The 20,763-nt window shown below is 30.5% G+C and carries 15 protein-coding genes and 3 tRNA genes; 10 read left to right on the forward strand and 8 right to left on the reverse strand.

The genetic code is table 11. The features are described from left to right. Positions 1-4: 4 nt before the first annotated feature. Together pfkA and BUC09_RS08800 are read right to left on the reverse strand one after the other, a co-directional pair. On the reverse strand, positions 5-991 hold the full coding sequence (pfkA, locus tag BUC09_RS08795) for a 6-phosphofructokinase (protein ID WP_073310702.1): 987 nt from the start codon (positions 989-991) through the stop codon (positions 5-7). Between the two features lie 126 nt (positions 992-1,117). After that, complete coding sequence (locus BUC09_RS08800) at positions 1,118-5,647, reverse strand: translocation/assembly module TamB domain-containing protein (protein ID WP_084127163.1); 4,530 nt, start codon at positions 5,645-5,647, stop codon at positions 1,118-1,120. 134 nt (positions 5,648-5,781) lie between these two features. Here BUC09_RS08800 and tsaD point away from each other — a divergent pair, with 134 nt between their 5' ends. The 8 genes from tsaD (at position 5,782) to BUC09_RS08840 (ending at position 13,558) form a co-directional block, all read left to right on the forward strand. Further along, positions 5,782-6,804, forward strand: a complete 1,023-nt coding sequence (gene tsaD / locus BUC09_RS08805; protein WP_073310704.1) for a tRNA (adenosine(37)-N6)-threonylcarbamoyltransferase complex transferase subunit TsaD — start codon at positions 5,782-5,784, stop codon at positions 6,802-6,804. Positions 6,805-6,806: 2 nt separating this feature from the next. Beyond that, positions 6,807-7,511 (forward strand): 16S rRNA (uracil(1498)-N(3))-methyltransferase, encoded by a 705-nt coding sequence (locus BUC09_RS08810; protein ID WP_073310706.1) that lies wholly within the window; start codon positions 6,807-6,809, stop codon positions 7,509-7,511. Position 7,512: 1 nt separating this feature from the next. After that, positions 7,513-8,154, forward strand: a complete 642-nt coding sequence (locus tag BUC09_RS08815; RefSeq protein ID WP_073310708.1) for a DUF4159 domain-containing protein — start codon at positions 7,513-7,515, stop codon at positions 8,152-8,154. A gap of 244 nt (positions 8,155-8,398) precedes the next feature. Then, on the forward strand, positions 8,399-9,373 hold the full coding sequence (locus tag BUC09_RS08820; protein ID WP_073310711.1) for a zinc metalloprotease: 975 nt from the start codon (positions 8,399-8,401) through the stop codon (positions 9,371-9,373). A gap of 300 nt (positions 9,374-9,673) precedes the next feature. After that, positions 9,674-10,630 carry a zinc metalloprotease gene (locus BUC09_RS08825; protein ID WP_073310713.1) on the forward strand — a complete coding sequence of 319 codons (957 nt, stop codon included), beginning with the start codon at positions 9,674-9,676 and terminating at the stop codon, positions 10,628-10,630. A gap of 78 nt (positions 10,631-10,708) precedes the next feature. Continuing rightward, positions 10,709-11,797: an AI-2E family transporter gene (locus tag BUC09_RS08830; protein ID WP_073310715.1), complete on the forward strand. Its 1,089-nt coding sequence runs from the start codon at positions 10,709-10,711 to the stop codon at positions 11,795-11,797. A 2-nt stretch (positions 11,798-11,799) separates the two neighbouring features. Further along, the gene (locus BUC09_RS08835; protein ID WP_073310717.1) at positions 11,800-12,978 is read left to right on the forward strand and encodes a THUMP-like domain-containing protein; all 1,179 of its coding nucleotides are present in this window, start codon (positions 11,800-11,802) and stop codon (positions 12,976-12,978) included. 4 nt (positions 12,979-12,982) lie between these two features. Beyond that, complete coding sequence (locus tag BUC09_RS08840) at positions 12,983-13,558, forward strand: hypothetical protein (RefSeq protein WP_073310719.1); 576 nt, start codon at positions 12,983-12,985, stop codon at positions 13,556-13,558. Here the strand turns inward: BUC09_RS08840 and BUC09_RS08845 are convergent. The 4 genes from BUC09_RS08845 to BUC09_RS08860 all read right to left on the reverse strand — a co-directional run bounded on the left by BUC09_RS08845 (position 13,555) and on the right by BUC09_RS08860 (position 14,589). Beyond that, a complete protein-coding gene (locus BUC09_RS08845; protein WP_084127165.1) occupies positions 13,555-14,241 on the reverse strand; it encodes a M15 family metallopeptidase in 687 nt (228 codons plus the stop codon). The two genes, BUC09_RS08840 and BUC09_RS08845, sit on opposite strands and share 4 nt — an antisense overlap. Positions 14,242-14,309: 68 nt before the next feature. Further along, positions 14,310-14,383: transfer RNA gene (locus BUC09_RS08850), tRNA-Arg, on the reverse strand. A gap of 34 nt (positions 14,384-14,417) precedes the next feature. Further along, positions 14,418-14,492 (reverse strand) — tRNA-Pro (locus tag BUC09_RS08855). Positions 14,493-14,505: 13 nt separating this feature from the next. After that, positions 14,506-14,589, reverse strand: a tRNA-Ser gene (locus BUC09_RS08860). A 255-nt stretch (positions 14,590-14,844) separates the two neighbouring features. Here BUC09_RS08860 and BUC09_RS08865 point away from each other — a divergent pair. Together BUC09_RS08865 and BUC09_RS08870 are read left to right on the forward strand one after the other, a co-directional pair. Next, complete coding sequence (locus BUC09_RS08865; RefSeq protein ID WP_073310721.1) at positions 14,845-16,020, forward strand: acetyl-CoA C-acyltransferase; 1,176 nt, start codon at positions 14,845-14,847, stop codon at positions 16,018-16,020. Between the two features lie 81 nt (positions 16,021-16,101). Further along, on the forward strand, positions 16,102-16,863 hold the full coding sequence (locus tag BUC09_RS08870) for a C40 family peptidase (protein ID WP_073310723.1): 762 nt from the start codon (positions 16,102-16,104) through the stop codon (positions 16,861-16,863). Positions 16,864-16,917: 54 nt separating this feature from the next. On the opposite strand, the gene BUC09_RS08875 is transcribed toward BUC09_RS08870, so the two are convergent. Together BUC09_RS08875 and gyrA are read right to left on the reverse strand one after the other, a co-directional pair. Then, complete coding sequence (locus BUC09_RS08875; RefSeq protein ID WP_073310725.1) at positions 16,918-18,195, reverse strand: tetratricopeptide repeat protein; 1,278 nt, start codon at positions 18,193-18,195, stop codon at positions 16,918-16,920. Positions 18,196-18,210: 15 nt separating this feature from the next. After that, positions 18,211-20,757: a DNA gyrase subunit A gene (gene gyrA, locus BUC09_RS08880; protein ID WP_073310727.1), complete on the reverse strand. Its 2,547-nt coding sequence runs from the start codon at positions 20,755-20,757 to the stop codon at positions 18,211-18,213. Positions 20,758-20,763: the final 6 nt, after the last annotated feature.

The raw sequence follows: 20,763 nt of genomic DNA on the forward strand, positions 1-20,763 counted from the left end.
TTAATTATGTAGTCATTATGTCAGAAACTCTCAATAATTCTTCATCTATTTTAGAGCTTCCTTTTATGGCTTGTTCTAATGGTGTTAAAGCCACTTTATCCTGAATTAATCCTACCATGTAATTTGATTTACCTTCTAAGATGGACTCAACAGCTTTTACACCTAATCGTGATGCTAAAACTCTATCAAAGCATGATGGAGAACCTCCTCGCTGCATGTGCCCTAAAACAGATACACGAACATCATATTCTGGCATATGCTCTTCTACATACTCTTTTAATTCGAAGACATTTTTACCTATTTTATCACCTTCGGATACTACTACTATACTTGAGGATTTTCCTGAAGCTTTACTTTTTTGGAGCGATTCTAAAAGGCGTTCTAATCCTAAGTCTTCCTCAGGTATTAAGATCTCCTCTGCTCCTGCTCCAATTCCAGCATTTAATGCTATGTGTCCAGCATCACGTCCCATTACTTCAACAAAAAATAAACGATTGTGAGAACTGGCAGTATCACGAATTTTATCTATACACTCTACAACAGTATTTAAAGCTGTATCATAACCTAATGTATGACTGGTACCATAAATATCATTATCGATAGTTCCTGGAATTCCCATTACTGGATATCCAAATTCATTATTAAAGAGTTCAGCTCCCGTAAATGTTCCGTCACCACCAATAACTACTAGTGCATCAATACCCGCATTGACTAAATTTTCGTGAGCTTTTTTGCGACCCTCTGGTGTTTTAAATTCTAATGAACGAGCCGATTTTAAAATTGTACCACCTTTATTAACTATATTATTAACAGAACGGGGCCCCATTTCTTTAAAATCTCCTTCAATCATTCCTTGATAGCCTCTATAAATTCCGATACATTCGATATTATGATAAGCGCAAGTACGAACAACCGATCTTATGGCTGCATTCATTCCAGGAGAATCTCCTCCAGAGGTTAAAACCCCTATTTTTTTAATGTTTTTTGACATTTCAAAACGTTTGATATTGTAAAGTTAGGAAAGAAAATTATTAATTTCTCAGTTAAATGTTAAAAAACCGAGGTTGCTGAAATTTTCAAACGTTTTCGTTAATAAGTTTTCAAAAAACACCCCAAATCAGTTTGGATCTGGCGGCATTTCATCATATGTTTTTGGCTTTTCAGTAGACTTTTTCTGACGTTGTTCAGTAAATTGAATGAAATCAGGAGATAAATCAGAATCAGGAACATCATGAGGAGACTGATCTTCTTGTTTGTTTTTCTTTGAATTAAATATTTTTGTTAATAATTCTTTGAAAGTGTTAAAATCCACCTCATATGAAATACCAACTCCTTGAGTATAACCTATACCCTCTCCTATGTAATTGATATCATTTTCGCGATTAAAAAAACGAGCTTTTAAAGAACCGTCTTCATTCAAACGTAATTGTATTTCTACATCACCAACTACTGCAGTTTCTGTAACACCTCCTACAGGAACTCCAAGTCTTCCGTTTATAGTGATTTTATCATTTATTTGTGTAGACACTGTAAAACCCAATCTTCCATCAGTTTCTACACCTTGATTAGTTTTACTTCCTTGTACAAAATTTGGTCTAACTTTTAATTTTGAGTCATCATCAGCAAAAATATCATCAAACAAACTATTTGCTCTTTCCAATAAATTTCCTGTGATTGCATTTTCAGCAACTCCTTTATCACTTAGAAAACTACCTGATGATAATAAATAAATGGCTTGAGTTTGTCTGGTGTCATTGTCACTAAGTTTATAATCCAATTCAGAACGAAGCACCGAACTCAAAGTAGGAAAGTTAATAGATATATCTGGTACTGGGTTCGTTAACTTATCTGTCAATTTAATAACTACCTCTGTTGGAATCTTTTTGTTAAACGAAGGATTTTCTAATAAAACAGCTGGATTGGCTTCCGTTTTATAAACTGCTTCCATATTAAGTGTTGCATTTAATGGATCACCATCCCAGGAAATTGAACCACCCTTTTTAAGTTGGAATTTCTTATCAATTATTCCACCGTATTTAAAATTATAAGTTCCTTCATAGGCTTGAAAATCTCCCCACATATTAAACTTACCCAATGTATTAATCTCCATTAATAAACTTCCAAAACCACGTCCTTTTAATCCATGTCCTGTATTTTTATTAATTATTACTTCAATTTCTGCATCTGGAGTAATGTCTAACTCAAAGTTTAATTCTATTCCATCATATTTTTTAGATTTAGAACCTTTTTTATTTGCTTCGGCTAATTTTTCTTTTGCAGAAGTAAACTTAATATAATCCCTTTCCGAAGATGTTTCTGAATCACTAATCGGGATTTTTATCGATGTCCCTTTTTCTGATTTTGCGTTTACATTAATCACCAATCCATTTAATGGCCCACGTATAGATGCATCTCCATTAATAAATGCAGTTCCATAATACAATGCGTCATCAGAATCTTTAGTATTAAGTGCTAACAATCTTTTTGAATCTATGTTCAAATCCAAAAACCAATCCGAAAACTTAGTATGTCGTATTGATCCACTTAATACTCCTTTTGTGCTAAATTTAGTATCTGTTAAGTCAATATTTCGAAATGTAAACTGATTTTCAGTTATGTCTACAATAGCATTATTTTCGAAATTATAATCAACATTTAGATATGGAATCTTAAGTCCTGCTTTATTTAAATAGAGTCTTCCTGTTATATCTGGATTTTCAAAGTCTCCTTCAAATTTAGCTGTACCTGATGCAAGACCTCTGATATTAGTTATTACACTTCCTCCCAAAGGACTAAACGCGCCCATATTAAATTCGTCAAGCCTTAAATCAAGATCAAGGGTTGTTTTTTTATCTTCAATATAAACAAAGCCTTCAGCTTTAAATGATTCTAATCCCTCATTTCTAAGAACCGAATTAACCTCAAAATTCTTGAATGTATTATCACCTTTTACACTTAAGTCAAGTTTACCTAATGAATAATTATTAATTCCTAAACTATCAATTGTTACTAACGCCGTAGGTTCATAAATTGATTTTCTTTGTTTAAAGGCTATCATTCCGTTAACATTACCTTTCAACTTCAAGCTATCAATTGAAGGTGTAATTTTATCTAAATGTACATTATTGAAAGTAAGTTTAAGGTCTTTATAGGTAGAATCTTTTATTACTCCCATTAAATCAACCATTTGATTTTCATGAGACATTGAAATTTTCTCAATATCAAATTCTGTTAACTTTTTATTGAAAACAATTTTATTGTCTTTAGATTCATCTTCATTTAAAAACCATAAAATATCCTTGAAATTTACTTCCGATTTTTTTATACCAACTACACTTTTTTTATCTTCATTAATAGTATGGTATAAGTTTAGGTTGTAATAATCTTCTGCTTTGCTCCCTCCTTTAAATTCAGTTCTAAAAAACAAAGTATCATTTGCAGTAACATTAATCAAATTTAAATCTGAAACTTTGTAGTGTTTTGTTTTAACACTATCCATTTCAATATATGCATTGTATAATGGATTTTTATTATCTAACTCGATGTTAATATTATCAAATTGATTCCCATAAGCAGTAATGTTTGGTGATTTAAAATTAAATTTAAATTCACCATTATCTGAATTTATATAACCTTTAGCAAAGGTATTTTCCGCAAGTGAAACATCTGGATAAAAAATCTCAATCAGCTTACTATAAACGTTAAAATCAAATTTTATATATTGCCCTTTTTTGACTTTGTTTGGGGAGTAATTTGCATAAAGACTCCCTAGTGAGTTCTCAACTAATTTCATTAATTGATTGAACTGAAATTTGCCTTCAATTTTTCCATCAATAATATCTGGAGAATTAACCGTTATGGTACGAACTCTATTTTTATCAAATGATGATTTTACCATAAAATCATCAAAGAAGTAAGTGTCTTTATTATTCTCATATGATGTTTTATTTATATAAACATCACCGTATAGATTATCAATAGAATTACCATGCAAATTCATTAGAACATCACCTCTAAATACCGAAACTGAGTCTGCTGTATAAATTTTTAACTTTTCAAGATTTGCATATTCTACTTTTGCATGAAAATCATATTTATTTTCCCTCTTACTTAAATCCAGATTACCATCAAATTCCATTACTAGGTTAGGATCGTTTGCAGTAATATTCCCTTTAAAAACTGATTTTTTCATAGTCCCGTCTACTACAATATTGTTGTAATTATAATTATTGTAGTAAACATTATGCACTTTACCTTTAAGATTTGTGTCTAAAAATTCTTCTGTAAAACCTTTACCATCTACGTCTAAATCTAAACTTACAGCACCAATATCATCACGAGACAAAAATTTCCCTAAATCAAAATTATCTAACTTTATATTTCCTATATATGTTGCATTATCAATGTTATTGATATTAGTCATACTTAAATTAGATTGCGCATTACCTAATTCGGTCTTTAGTAATATATCAGCTTTAACTGTTTTTAATGTAACTTCTGTAGTACCTGATAAAGTAAAAACTCCAAACTTTTTAAATGTTGAAGGTAAATTGTCACCTAAGACTCTTGGTAATAATGCGTCTAAATTATTATAGGTAGATGAAATTTTTGAGAAATCTCCTTTCATATAAAAAGCATCTTTTTGCTTTGAAAACAAATTTTTAAATCTAAAATTCCCAACAATAATTGAATTGTTCTTATCCCTTAGACGAATATTTTTAGTTGTAAAATCATTTAATGTTCCTAAAATTTTTCCTTTAAGATCAAATCGTTGATTTTTACCAAATTCTCCATAAAAAAGATTTAATTCATTTGTAGAAACCGAAGCTTTTTTAATTTTAACATCAAACAAAACTTTATTGTTAAAATCTGAAAAATCTTCCCTTTTATAACGAAGTTCAACATCACCTATTAAATTAGATTCATTGGTTTTTAAATCTAAATTTTCTAAATGAATGTTTTTCTTGGTATAAGTAAAATCAGAATTTAGATTATCAATAATTAAACCTCGATGATCTAAAAAATTCATCTCATTGATTTTAGTAGTAACATCAGGCCCATAAACCTTAAAATTTGAAGTATGAGCATTTAACTTCGTGAAATCTAAAATTTTTGGTGTTTTTAAATTTTCGTCAATGTATGAAAAATGTCCATTAAGAAGATGAATGTCTCTTGCTGTCAATAAAAACTTCTTAGTACTCTTCTTAGTTGATTTATCTTTATCAAAAAGGTCTATAAACTTATCTAAGTTAGTATCACGGTCTCCTTTATAATTTTTTAGATGAAAATCTATACCATGAAGTCTAATTTCACCAAAATGCAAATCACCATCATATAGTTTTTTAAAATCTAAAATATTAGTCTTTAAAATCTGGATATAAAAAAGTGTGTCTTTTTTATAATCTTTAATTAAAACATTTTTCAATTTTACACCTCCGAAAATGGAAGCATTAGCGTTTTCAATAGTTATATCTGTTTCAAAATCTTCATTTAATTTCTCAGTGATATATTGAGCAATCTTTGTTTGAACTGAAGGTAAGCATAAAAGAATACCTAGGGTAAGTAAAAGCACAATTAACCCTAACAGGAAAAACAAAACAATTTTTCTAAGTTTTTTTAAGCCCGTATTTTTTTTAGTTTCTTCCAAGAATTTATTTTCGAAAAGTGAAGCGTTTCAATAAGGTACAATTTCAATAAAAATCTTTATTTTTGGGCTTCGATGTAAAATTAATTATTTTATATTGGTTTTTCAAAATATAACACAAATTCTGTGCCCTTATTATGTCTAAATCTCCTATTTATATTTTAGCTATTGAAAGTTCATGTGATGATACTGCTGCCGCAGTGCTCAAAGATAGTAAAGTGTTGTCTAATGTGGTAGCAAGACAAGGAATTCATGAAGAGTATGGAGGTGTTGTTCCAGAATTAGCATCAAGAGCACATCAGCAAAACATTGTACCAGTAGTAGATGTTGCTTTAAAAAAAGCTGGTATTGACAAATCTGAACTATCTGGTATTGCTTTTACTCAAGGCCCAGGGTTAATGGGGTCGTTATTAGTAGGTAGTTCTTTTGCCAAATCATTAGCTATGTCTCTTAATATCCCGCTTATATCTGTTCACCACATGCACGCTCATGTTTTAGCACATTTTATAGATGAGGAAGGTTATGACAAACCTGAATTTCCATTTTTAGCAATGACAATCTCTGGAGGACATACCCAAATTATAAAAGTGAACAGCTTTTTTGACATGCAAATCATTGGTGAAACTACAGATGATGCAGTAGGAGAAGCATTTGATAAAAGCGCTAAAATACTAGGACTTCCCTATCCAGGAGGACCTTTAATAGATAAATATGCACAACTGGGTAATCCCAAAGCATATCAATTTACGAAGCCAAAAGTTGATGGACTAAACTTTAGCTTCAGCGGATTAAAAACTCAAATTCTTTATTTCATTCAAAAAAACGTAAAAGAAAACCCTAATTTTATTGAAGAAAATACGAATGACATTTGTGCTTCTATTCAAAATATTATCATTCAGATTTTGATGGACAAAATTAAAATGGCAGTTGAAGAAACTGGAATAAAACAAATTGCAATAGGTGGTGGTGTATCTGCCAATTCTGGAATTAGAAATACCTTAAAAGAGGCAGAAAGTAAATATGGTTGGAAAACTTTTGTTCCAAAATTCGAATATACAACAGATAATGCAGCAATGATTGGAATTGTTGGATATCAAAAATATTTAGAAAATAAATTTGAAGATTATTCAGTAACTTCTAAAGCTAGAATAGAATTTTAATTATGCAATTATTTTATAATCCTGAAATAAATTTAAATGACACTGCATTTTCTTTTGACAAAGAAGAAAGTAAGCATATAACTAAAGTATTACGTAAAAAAGAAGGTGATATTTTATTTGTTACTAATGGATTAGGAGTTCTATTTGATTGTGAAATAATTTTAGCTTCTGAAAAAAAGTGTACTGTAAAAATAGTTAAAACTAAAAGTCAAAATCCTACATCATTTTACACACACATAGCTGTTGCTCCCACAAAAATGAATGACAGGTATGAATGGTTTTTAGAAAAGGCAACAGAAATAGGAATTCACGAAATCACTCCCATTATTTGCGATCATTCAGAAAGGAAATCAATCAAAACTGATCGTTTTGATAAAATAATTCAATCTGCAATGAAACAATCAAATCAATTATATTTACCTAAATTGAATGATTCTATTTCATTTAAAGATTTCATAAATAAAGACTTCGATGGTATTTTGTGTATAGCTCATTGCGAAGAAACAAACAAAACCTTGCTTAAAGAAGTTGTAAAACCAAACCAAAAACATATAATTTTGATTGGCCCAGAAGGAGATTTTTCCTCAAAAGAAATAGAATTAGCCATTAAAAACAAGTATATTCCAGTATCATTAGGAAATACACGTTTGAGAACTGAAACAGCTGCGCTAGTAGCTTGCCATAGTATTGTTTTTAGTAACGAATAATATGAAAAAAATATTTTTACTTACAATATTGTTCTTTTTTAACTTGGGATTTTCGCAAGAAATTGCTTTGTTGAAATATAATGGTGGAGGTGATTGGTACGCCAACCCAACGGCATTGCCAAACCTAATTAAATTTTGTAATTCAAACATAAACACTAGAATAAAAAACAAAGTTGCTACCGTTGCACCTGGAAGTCCAGACATTTTTTCATATCCATTTATACATATGACAGGTCATGGAAATGTGATTTTTAATGCTCAAGAAATTGAAAATTTAAGAAACTATTTGTCTAGTGGAGGTTTTTTGCATATTGATGACAATTATGGTATGGATAAATATATAAGGAGTGAAATAAAAAAACTCTTTCCTAATAATGAATTAGTTGAACTTCCATCAACTCATTCTATTTTTCAAAAACCATTTTCTTTTCCAAGTGGATTACCCAAAATTCATGAGCATGAAGCTAAAAGACCACAGGCTTTTGGTATCTTTCTAAACAACAAACTTGTTCTTCTTTACACATTCGAATGCGACCTAGGCGATGGATGGGAAGATTATGAGGTTCATAATGATCCTAAAGAAGTTCGTGATAAGGCTCTTAAAATGGGAGCCAATATAATTAACTATACTTTTCAAAATTAATCAATAGAAAAGAGTTCATTCACATGATTAGGAATGATTTTTTTCTTATACTTTTTGGCAGCTACAGATTGCCATACGTGCTGATTTTATTAATAATTTAAAAAAAATAAAAAAATTAACACTTTTTACACAATAAAAAAAATACATAAAATTTAATTTTTTTTGGTTTTTTCATAAAAAAAAATTAGTATTGCTAAATCAATTAACAAAAAATTAATAATTTATTAACCAAACTAAACAAATTATGAAAAAATTGTTATTATCAGCATCTGTAGCATTATTGATGTTTTCATGTCAAAAAGACAATGAAGTTGTAACAGAAGATCAAACAACAACTTCTAGTTCTATTACGCACAGAGGGTGTGCTTCACATGAAGTTCTTGAACAACAATTAAGAGAAAATCCAGGATTAGCTCAAAAAATGGAAGAGATTGAAAGTAAAACACGAAGTTTTTTATCTTCAAGTACAGGACGCCTTGTTAATGGGAGAATTGAAATTCCAGTTGTTGTTAATGTTTTGTATAGAACAGCCGCTGAAAACATTTCTTTAACTCAAATCCAATCCCAAATTGATGTCTTAAACAAAGATTTTAATGCTCAAAATAGTGATTATAATCAAGTTCCATCTTTATTCTCTGGTGTTAAAGCAAATGTTGGAATTTCTTTTGTACTTGATCAAGTAATTAGAAAATCAACAACCAAATCTTCTTGGGGAACAAGAGATGCAATGAAAAAATCTAAACAAGGAGGTATAAACCCTACATCTCCAACAACAAAACTAAATTTATGGGTAGCAACAATTGGTGGTGGAATTTTAGGATATGCTCAATTTCCTGGAGGATCAACAGCTACTGATGGTGTAGTTATCGATTCTAAATATTTCGGTGTAACAAGTAACTCTGGATCAAGCTATCCTTATAATTTAGGAAGAACTGCTACACACGAAGTTGGACACTGGATGAATTTACGTCATATTTGGGGAGATGCTACATGTGGATCAGATTTAGTTTCTGATACTCCTGTACACAACACTGCTAACTACGGTGTACCAGCATATCCTCATTACAGTACTTGTTCAGGTACTCCAGTTGAAATGACAATGAACTACATGGATTACACTGATGATAGAGGTATGTATATGTTCTCATTAGGTCAAAAAGCTAGAATGGATGCTATATTTGCTTCTGGCGGAGCTAGAAATTCATTTGCTCAACCTTAATATACAAATTCATATAAAGAAATTGAACTCGCTCAATGAGCGAGTTTTTTTATTTTCAGCTAGTTAAGACTAAAATTTGGTTTAAAAAACGGGTTTTTCTTACAAAAGTTATTAACAATAAAACGTTTTAAACTACTTATATTTCCTGATATAAACATAATTATTAACAATTTTTAATATATCAAACTATACAACATTAAAATAATAATATCATTATTTTTTTGTTAAATAAACTTAAAATATATAGTATTGCATCGAAATTAATAAAAAAACCAAATTATTAACCAAACCAAAAAAACTATGAAAAAATTATTATTGACTGCCTCTGCAGCTTTATTAATGTTCTCTTGTCAAAATGACAATGAATCAGCAACAACTGAAACAACAAATGTTGATGCTACTGCACACAGAGGCTGTGCTTCTCACGAAGTTCTTGAAGCACAATTAAGAGCTAATCCAGCTTTAGCTAAAAAAATGGCTGAAATCGAAGCTCAAACTCAAAATACTTTAGAAACTGGAAGAATAGTAAATGGGGTAATGGAAATTCCAGTAGTATTTAACGTACTATACAGAACTTCAGCTGAAAACATTTCTTTAGCTCAATTACAATCACAAATTGATGTTTTAAACAAAGATTTCTCTGCTACAAACTCTGATTACAATACTTCTAACAACCCTTATTCATCAGTGCGCAGTGGTAATACAAATATTAGATTTGTACTAGATCAAGTAATTCGTAAATCAACAACTAAAACTTCTTGGGGTACTAATGATGCAATGAAAAAATCAACTCAAGGAGGTTTAAATCCAACTTCTCCAACAACTAAATTAAACTTATGGGTTTGTACAATAGGCGGAGGAATATTAGGTTATGCTCAATTCCCTGGAGGTTCATCTTCTACTGATGGTGTTGTTATTGATTCTAAATATTTAGGAACAACTGGTACAGCAACTTATCCATTTAATTTAGGAAGAACTGCAACTCACGAAGTTGGTCACTGGTTAAACTTACGTCACATTTGGGGAGACGCTACTTGTGGATCAGATTTAGTATCTGACACTCCAGTTCATAACACAGCAAATTATGGTGTTCCTGCTGTAGGTCACAGATCAACTTGTTCAGGTACTCCACTTGAAATGTACATGAACTATATGGATTATACTGATGATAGAGGAATGTATATGTTCTCTGTAGGTCAAAAAACTAGAATGAACGCTGTATTTGCTGTAGGAGCAGCTAGAGCTTCTTTTAGATAATAATCTATAAATATAATATTACAAAACTCGCTCTTAGTAGCGAGTTTTTTTTTATATTCGTTTTCAAAAGACTCAACAATGAATTCAAAAACTATTGCAAATGGAATTGTACGTGGTGTTTTAACTCTTGCCTTAATTTTACTTATCCTTTATTTTTTATATAAAATTCAACTGGTAATAGTCTACATATTGGTCTCTGTAATATTAGCTATGATTGGAACTCCAATTGTAGATTTTTTAAGGAAAAAATTAAAATTCAAATTAACAACTGCTGTAATTTTTACGTTACTGTTTTATGGACTTATAATTTTTGGTTTTATAATGATGTTTATTCCTTTAATAACCACTCAAGGTCAAAAATTATCACTTCTAGATTCAAATGCACTACAAAATCAAATTACAGAATTAACTGTTCAGATTAAGAACTTTTTGGATCAACGTGGATTTAATAGTAGTAAAATGATGAAGGAATATAACTTGGTTTCAAAATTAAATTTTAATTTTCTTTCAGATTTTTTAAATAACACTTTAAATACAATTAGTAATATTGGAATGGGATTGGCTTCAGTATTTTTTATTACTTTTTTCTTTTTAAAAGAAAGAGTGATTTTTTTAAAAATATTTAGATATATACTCCCAGATGAACATGAAGAAAAAATTTTAAATTCTGTTACTCAAATTAATGAACTACTTTCAAGGTATTTCTTAGGAATTTTACTTCAATTGTTTATTGTCTTCATTCTATATTTAATAGTTCTTCTAATTTTTGGAGTAGAAAACGCTTTCATTATTGCCTTTTTATGTGCTTTTTTAAACATTATACCCTATATAGGACCTTTAATTGGGACAGTTTTAGCAGTTACATTAACTCTTTTAGGAAATTTCAATGGAGCATTTACTCATGAAATGTTAATGACTACTATTTATGTAATGATAGGATTTTTTGTAGTTCAGTTTATAGACAATAATATTAGTCAACCTTATATTTTTTCTAATAGTACAAAATCCCATCCCCTTGAAATCTTTTTAATAATACTTATTTTTGGTTTTTTATTTGGAATACTCGGGATGATAATTGCTATTCCTGTATATACAATTTTAAAAGTAGTAGGAAAAGAATTCTTACCTAACAATAGAATTATACAATCATTAACCAAAGATTTATAAAATTGAATCAAGATTTACTTAATATTGAAGTACAAAAATTCATCAATGAATCACTTGAAATAAATTTTTCAAAAATAGCTTTATTAAAAAATCCTTTTCCGGAAATTTCATGGACAGATATTTTAACTCAAATTGCATCCAAAGCAAAAGCAAAAACTAAACTTCCTACATGGTTTAATACTGATGCTATTTTATATCCAAGTAAACTTTCTATTGAACAAACTTCTTCTGAAAAAACTGCAAATTACAAAGCAAATTTGATTTCAGGAGAATCAATAATTGATTTAACTGGTGGATTTGGTGTAGATGATTATTATTTTTCAAAAATATTTTCAAGAGTAGTACATTGTGAATTAAAAAAAGATCTTCACGAAATTGTAAAACACAATCTTTCATCACTTTCTGTTAAAAACATTGAATGTTTTTTAGGCGATAGTAGTACTATTATTAAAGAAATCAATTCAAAATTTGATTGGATTTATATTGATCCATCAAGAAGAAACGATGCCAAAGGCAAAGTTTTTTTGCTCAAAGATTGTTTGCCAGATGTTCCTTCAAATTTAGATTTTTACTTCAATTTTACGGACAACATATTAATAAAAACGGCTCCATTATTAGATATTTCAGCAGGATTATCTGAATTGAAAAATGTTCGCGAAATACATATTGTAGCTATCAACAATGAAGTTAAAGAACTCCTTTGGATCTTACAAAAAGATTTTAAAGAAAGCTGTAAAATTAAAACAATAAATATTTCAAAAGAAAATGAAGAATTATTTGAATTTAACTTAAATGATAATACTTATTTATCCCTGTTTTCTGAACCAAAAAAATACTTATACGAACCAAACAGTGCTATACTTAAATCAGGAGGGTTTAACAATGTAGCAAAGTTTTATAAAGTTGAAAAACTTCAACAACATTCACATTTATATACATCAGACCAAGAAATTGATTTTCCAGGAAGAAAATTTATAGTAAACAAAGTCTTTGAGTATAACAAAACAAATATGAAACATCATTTAGCAAACTCAAAAGCAAACATAACAACACGAAATTTTTCAGAAACAGTTGAAGAAATAAGAAAGAAGTGGAAAATAAAAGATGGAGGAGATTTGTATTCTTTTTTTACAACTGACAAAAGTAATCACAAAATTGTTTTAATTTGCCAAAAAATATAACAAAATGCGTTTTTACATTATTGCTTTACTTACACTTGCTCAATTCATAACGTTTGCACAAAAACAACCTTGTAAATTTGAAATAAATACAACCGATTCACTTGGTGTATACAAAGAAACACCCAGTCATTTAGTCTATGAAAAAGTATTTGGAAATTCTTCTCAGTTGGTATTTTTATCGATAGGCTCGGACAATAGTACACCATTTTTAAAATTACAAATAATTCAGAAAAGCAAAGATTTTATTATTCCAAAATGCATTGATAAAAATTCTAGAATTTACTTTCAATTAACTAATGGTAAAATTTATACTTTAGTTAATGCATCAAACGATAAATGTGACAATTTAATTTTTAACGAAACAGACAAAGAAAACAATAGATTACTTGACTGTACTTTTTTATTTTTAAAAAATGATTTTGAAGACTTGAAAAAGTTTCCAATAATGCTAATGAAAATTAAGCTTGCTTCAGATGAAAAGGAGTATATTATATCTAAAGAATTAATTTCAGAAAAAATAAATACCAAATCAAACCCTGAAAGCTTTTTTATCGATAATCTTCATTGTATCATGAACTAATTACAGTTCCATGAAAAATTTGAAAGTGCATCTTTTTTAGCATCTTTTAAATTATAATGCCACCACTCTGAATCGAGTGATTCAAAGCCATTTTTAATCATTATTTTTTTTAATAATTTCCTGTTTTTAATTACATCGGAAGATAATTTTGTAAATAAATGAGAGGATTCTGGACCAAAATGATCAAATTTTGTTCCCATATCTAGCTCATTACCTTGTTTATCAACTATAGTAATATCAACAGCCCCTCCTCTATTGTGTATAGAACCTCTTTTGGGATTTGCAACATAAGTTGCGTTAGGCACAATTTTCCACATTTTTTTTTGCACGTCCAAGGGACGATAACAATCAAAAAGCTTAATCCTATATCCTTTTTTCAAAAATTCTTCGTTTGCTTTTATTAAAGATTTAATTGTTTTAATTCTTAAATAACAAGATGCGCAATCATAAACTTTAGAATTAAGAAAATTATCATTTGTAGCGTATTTCATTTCAAGAATAAAATCTTTGCTATGATCTGTCAGATTTTCAAAAACTGTATCAGAAACAGATATTGTTTGTTTCTTTTCGTTAGTTTTTATGGAAGCTATATTATTTGAATTTATAGTATTGCTATTAGCCGTTTTACATGAAAAAACAGATAATAATATAGAAGTGTAAAAGATACTTTTAAAAAGCTTCATTGATTATTTTTTTATGAAAATACGTAGAAAATACCAATAAAAAAAGCCTCACGATTGTGAGGCTTAAGTGATCCAATCAGGATTCGAACCTGAGACCTACTGCTTAGAAGGCAGTTGCTCTATCCAGCTGAGCTATTGGACCTCATTTTAGTAAACTAAAACAATTTATCATCTTGTCGGGGTGGCAGGATTCGAACCTGCGACCTCCTGGTCCCAAACCAGGCGCGATGACCGGGCTACGCTACACCCCGAGTACAAAAAAAGCGGAGAGACAGGGACTCGAACCCTGGCGACAGTTACCCGTCGACAGATTAGCAATCTGCTCCGTTACCACTCCGGCACCTCTCCTATTGCAAAGAACTTGACCTTTTTTGCGGTTGCAAATGTAACGCATCATTCCTTTATTACCAACTTTTTTTACGACTTTTTTAAGATATTTTGAAAGGTTTTTTTAAAGTATTTAAGAATCAACACAGTACGTTCTAATTTTTTTTCAATGATACAACTTAAAATCCAATAATCACAGTTAATAATATTTAAAAAAGACTATTATATAATGTCTTAAATTAGTAAATTCGCAAATAATTTTTGAAAAACCAAAAAATGAAAAAAGTTGTAATCGTTTCGGCTGTACGTACACCAATAGGAAGCTTTATGGGTTCTTTATCTAGTGTTTCAGCTCCACAATTAGGCGCTACTGCAATAAAAGGTGCTTTAAATAAAATCAATTTAGATCCTGCTTTAATTAATGAAGTATATATGGGACATGTTGTTCAAGCTGGTACTGGACAAGCTCCTGCAAGACAGGCTGCAATATTTGCAGGCTTACCTGATAGTGTTATTTGTACTACTGTAAATAAAGTTTGTGCCTCTGGAATGAAGTCTGTTACTATGGGAGCTCAAGCTATCATGTGTGGTGATGCTGAGATTGTAGTTGCTGGTGGTATGGAAAATATGAGCTTAATTCCTCATTATGTTCACATGAGAAATGGAGCAAAATTTGGTCCAGCAACTTTATTAGATGGTATGCAAAAAGATGGACTTGTTGATGCATATGATCAACAAGCAATGGGTGTCTTTGCTGATTTATGCGCAACAGAACACAAAATTACACGTGAAGAACAAGATGCATTTGCAGTTCAATCTTATGAACGTTCTGCTAAAGCATGGGAAGCTGGTAAATTTGACAACGAAATAGTTCCTGTAAGTATTCCACAAAGAAAAGGAGACCCAATTATATTTGCTAAAGACGAAGAATATACAAATGTTCGTTTAGATAAGATACCTACATTAAATGCTGTATTTACAAAAGAAGGAACTGTAACAGCTGCAAATGCCTCTACAATTAATGATGGTGCTGCCGCTTTAGTTTTAATGAGTGAAGAAAAAGCAAACGAACTTGGCTTAAAACCATTAGCATATATTAAAAGTTATGCTGATGCTGAACAAGAGCCAAAATGGTTTACAACTGCACCAGCTAAAGCATTACCAATTGCTTTAAAAAAAGCTGGAATTTCAACTTCTGATGTTGATTTCTTTGAATTTAACGAAGCTTTTTCAGTTGTTGGATTAGCTAATTCTAAAATTTTAGGTCTAGATAACAATAAAGTAAATGTTAATGGTGGAGCTGTTTCCTTAGGTCACCCTCTAGGTTGTTCAGGTGCAAGAATCATTGTAACTTTACTAAATGTTTTAGAACAAAATAACGCAAAAATTGGAGCTGCTGCGATTTGTAACGGTGGTGGTGGTGCTTCTGCAATTGTTATTGAAAGAGCTTAAAATAATTATAAGTTATGAGTTATGAGTTATACTTTTTTGTATGACTCATAATTTATAACTCTTAACTCATAATTAAAATAAATGTTTGGTATTTGTAATCTAGCCAATATTCCTTTACGATTTGAACCTAGTGATAGAAGTGAACTTGTTTCACAAGTCCTTTTTGGAGAACATTTTCAAATCTTAGAACAAAATCAAAAATGGTCTAAAATAAAATTAGCCTATGATCATTACGAAGGATGGATTGACAACAAACAATTCAAAGATATAACTGAGGAGCAATACAATTTATTATCAACAGACAGTATAGTCTTAAATGCTGATTTAATTGAGTGTGTGACTTCACAGGATAATTTATTAATGCCAATTCCATTAGGAGCATCATTGTCTTTTTTAAATTATGATTCAATAAATACGGAGTGTCTAACTTTTGAAGGAATTAAAGTGAGTGGTATTAAATCCAAATCGCAAATTCTTGACACAGCTTTTATGTATTTAAATGCCCCGTATTTATGGGGTGGCAAAACGCCTTTTGGAATTGACTGCTCTGGCTTTACACAAATGGTATATAAACTCAATGGTTATAAGTTATTGAGAGATGCTTCACAACAGGCAACTCAAGGATTAGCTTTAAGCTTTATTGAAGAAAGTGAACCAGGAGATTTAGCTTTTTTTGACAATGAAGAAGGAAATATTGTTCATGTTGGAATCATAATGGAAAATAATTACATTATTCATGCAAGTGGTAAAGTTAGAATAGATCGCCTAGACCATTTAGGTATTTATAATGCCGAAATTAACAGACATACTCACAAACTTAGAGTCATTAAAAAAGTTATATAACAATAAAAAAGCCCCTTAAAGGGGCTTTTTTATTTACATTTTATTAAAACTAAATTAATTTTTAGCCTTTAAAGCTTTATATTTTTCAGTCATATCTAAAGCATTGTACATGTTTAAAAGAGTTGATTTAATGGCTGCATCTCCAACAAATAATTCATAAGCTTTTTCTAAATGAGGTATAGCCGATTTGTATATAGCTTCTCTTTTAGCTTTAAGAATTTCGTACTTCTTGTTATCAGCAGGTGAAGTCCCTAATTTATTCATAGCATCAACTATTTCTTTTTCACCATCTAATTTTAACACCGCCAAATTCATATATGCGTTTCTGTATTTTGGATCGATCTGAATAGCTTTTAAATAATATCCTTCTGCATCAATTTTTGCCTGATTGTCTTTAGATTGAGCAGATATAACACCTAAATTATAGTACAAATCTGCATTATTAGGGTCTTTAGCTAATACTTCAGAAATTAAATTTTTATAAGTTGTGTAATCGTTTGTTTTTAAATAAAGATCAGCTTCAGACATAATAAGTGAAATGTCATCAGGATTAGCTTTTCTTGCATCAATTATAGCTTTTTTAGCAGCGGCAACATCATTCTTTTCAATATAAATCAAAGAAATATTTTTATAAATCTCTCCTCTTTTAGATGGCTCATTTTCATCCCTAGGAAAAGCGTGAGAACCTAATCTCACAGCCTGATCTCTTGTCGATTTATCAGGGAATGTCTCCTCTTTATCATTAACTTTACTTTTTGCTAAATAATTAACCTTTTTTCCAGAATAATTCAATTGCTTTAGTTTATTGTAATAGTTTAAAGCTAAATCATAATCCTGAGCATTAATAGCAGATCCTGCTGCATAATACAACATACTTGTGTCTTTTGGCTCAAGAGTATACACTTGATATAATTTTAAAGCACTTTCTTTAAATTTTTTCGCATCACTATCAGCAATTGCGCTATTAGTCAACTCTCTTTTTAATTCAACTAACGAAGATTGAGCTTGAGAAGAATATTTTGATTTTCCTGTTTTTTTCTCAATAGAAAGTAGTTCATTATATGCCTTTGCTGCCTCCGTATAATTTGCATCAGCATCAATATTTTTCTTAGCTAAATCAAAATAAGTATTTCCTTTAAGGAAAAAATATTGAGCTTTTTGATTATCATCAGCATTAGCTATTAATGATTCCGCTTGACTTAAAGCTGATTTAGCTTCATTAGGATTTCCAGCTTTTAATGCTTTTTCAGCTGCTTTTAATTCTTCTTTTTGAGCAAATGAAACTACTGAACTTAATAATATAGTTGCAATTGCTAAATTTTTAATTTTCATTCTTTTAATTTTTAATTATTCTTGTGTTTCTGCTTCTGAAGAAGTTTCATTAGTTATATCATCATTCAAATCTTCTAAATTTTCATCAGATTCCTCGTCTTCACGCATTACTTTACAAACTGCAGCAATAGAGTCATTACCTTTAATATTAATTAAACGAACTCCTTGCGTTGCACGTCCCATAACACGTAAATCAGATACTCGCATTCTGATAGTCAATCCAGATTTATTGATAATCATTAAATCGTCTTCATCAGTTACATTATTTATAGCAATAAGTGAGCCAGTTTTTTCAGTGATATTTAAAGTTTTAACTCCTTTACCACCTCTGTTTGTGATTCTGTAAACATCTTCACCATCGTCATCAACTAATTTAGTACGCTTACCATAACCATTTTCTGTAACAACTAATATTTGAGAATCGTTAACATGATCTCTGTCAATAGACACCATTCCGATTACTTCATCTTTTTCATCAGCTAATGTAATTCCACGAACACCAGAAGCTGTTCTACCCATTGGACGTGTTTTCTCTTCTTCGAAACGCACTAATTTACCAGACTTAGATGCAACTAATACTTGGCTATTACCTGTTGTTAATTTTGCTTCTAATAATTCGTCACCTTCTTTAATTGTAATAGCAGCAACACCATTAGTTCTTGGACGAGAATAAGATTCAAGAGAAGTTTTCTTCACTTGCCCTTCTTTAGTAACCATTATTACATAATGACTGTTGATATACTCTTGATCTTTTAAATCTTGAGTACAGATAAATGCTTTTACCTTATCATCTTGCTCGATGTTAATCAAGTTTTGAATAGCACGTCCTTTAGCTGTTTTACTTCCTTCAGGTATTTCATAAACACGCATCCAGAAACATTTTCCTTTTTGCGTAAAGAACAACATATACTGATGATTTGTTGCCACATACATATGTTCCAAGAAATCTTGATCACGAGTTCCTGCAGATTTTTGTCCAACTCCTCCTCTATTCTGTGTTTTATATTCTGTTAGAGGGGTACGTTTTATGTATCCTGCATGCGAAATTGTAATTACTACTTGTTCATCAGCAATTAAATCTTCGATACTAACATCTCCACCTGAATATTCAATAGTTGAACGACGCTCATCACCATATTTATCTTTAATTTCTGCCAACTCATCTTTAATTACCCCCATACGCATTTCTTTGCTTGCAAGTAATTCTTTTAAGTAATTGATCGTTTTCATGATCTCTTCATACTCAGCTCTCAACTTATCTTGCTCAAGACCAGTCAACTGACGTAAACGCATTTCTACAATGGCACGTGCTTGTATTTCAGATAAATTAAAACGTTCAATTAACTTAGTTCTAGCTTCATCACCATCTTTAGAAGCTCTAATTAATTGAATTACTTCATCAATATTGTCTGAAGCAATAATTAAACCTTCTAATATATGCGCTCTTTCTTCGGCTTTACGTAAATCAAATTGTGCTCTACGAGTTACAACTTCATGTCTGTGTTCAACAAAATGATGAATCAAATCTTTTAAATTCAACATTTGAGGACGACCTTTTACTAATGCAATATTATTTACACTAAAAGAAGATTGCAATTGAGTATACTTATATAATGTATTAAGAACTACATTAGGTACTGCATCTCTTTTTAAGATATAAACGATACGCATACCATTTCTATCCGATTCATCACGAATAGTAGAAATACCTTCAATTTTCTTTTCGTTAACTAAATCAGCCGTTTTCTTAATCATTTCGGCTTTGTTAACTTGATAAGGAATTTCAGTTACAATGATAGCTTCGCGTCCATCTACTTCTTCGAAGCCAACTTTTGCTCTAATCACAACACGCCCACGTCCTGTTTTGAATGCTTCACGCACTCCATCCATTCCATAGATAACACCTCCTGTAGGGAAATCTGGTGCTTTGATATAGGTAGTTAACTCATCTATCTCAATATCATTATTATCTATATATGCTAAAGTACCATTAACAACCTCAGTTAAGTTATGAGGGGCCATGTTGGTAGCCATACCAACAGCAATACCAGACGCTCCATTAACTAATAAGTTTGGAACTTTAGTTGGCATTACTTTTGGTTCTTCAAGGGTATCGTCAAAGTTTAATTGAAAATCAACAGTTTCTTTTTCAATATCTGCCAACATTTCTTCTGAGAACTTTTTCATTCTAGCTTCAGTATAACGCATTGCTGCAGGACTGTCACCATCAATTGAACCAAAGTTACCTTGACCATCTACCATTAAATAACGTAAACTCCAATCTTGAGCCATACGTACCATGGCATCATACACTGATGAATCTCCATGTGGGTGATATTTACCTAATACCTCCCCTACAATTCTTGCTGATTTTTTATGCGCTCTATTTGAATATACACCTAATTCATGCATTCCAAATAAAACTCTACGATGAACTGGTTTCAAACCATCTCTAACATCAGGTAATGCACGCGACACAATAACAGACATCGAATAATCGATGTATGCTGATTTCATTTCGTCTTCAATGTTAATTGGAATTAACTTTTCTCCGTCAGACATAAGTAT

Source organism: Flavobacterium terrae (genome assembly GCF_900142035.1).
GTDB lineage: Bacteria > Bacteroidota > Bacteroidia > Flavobacteriales > Flavobacteriaceae > Flavobacterium > Flavobacterium terrae.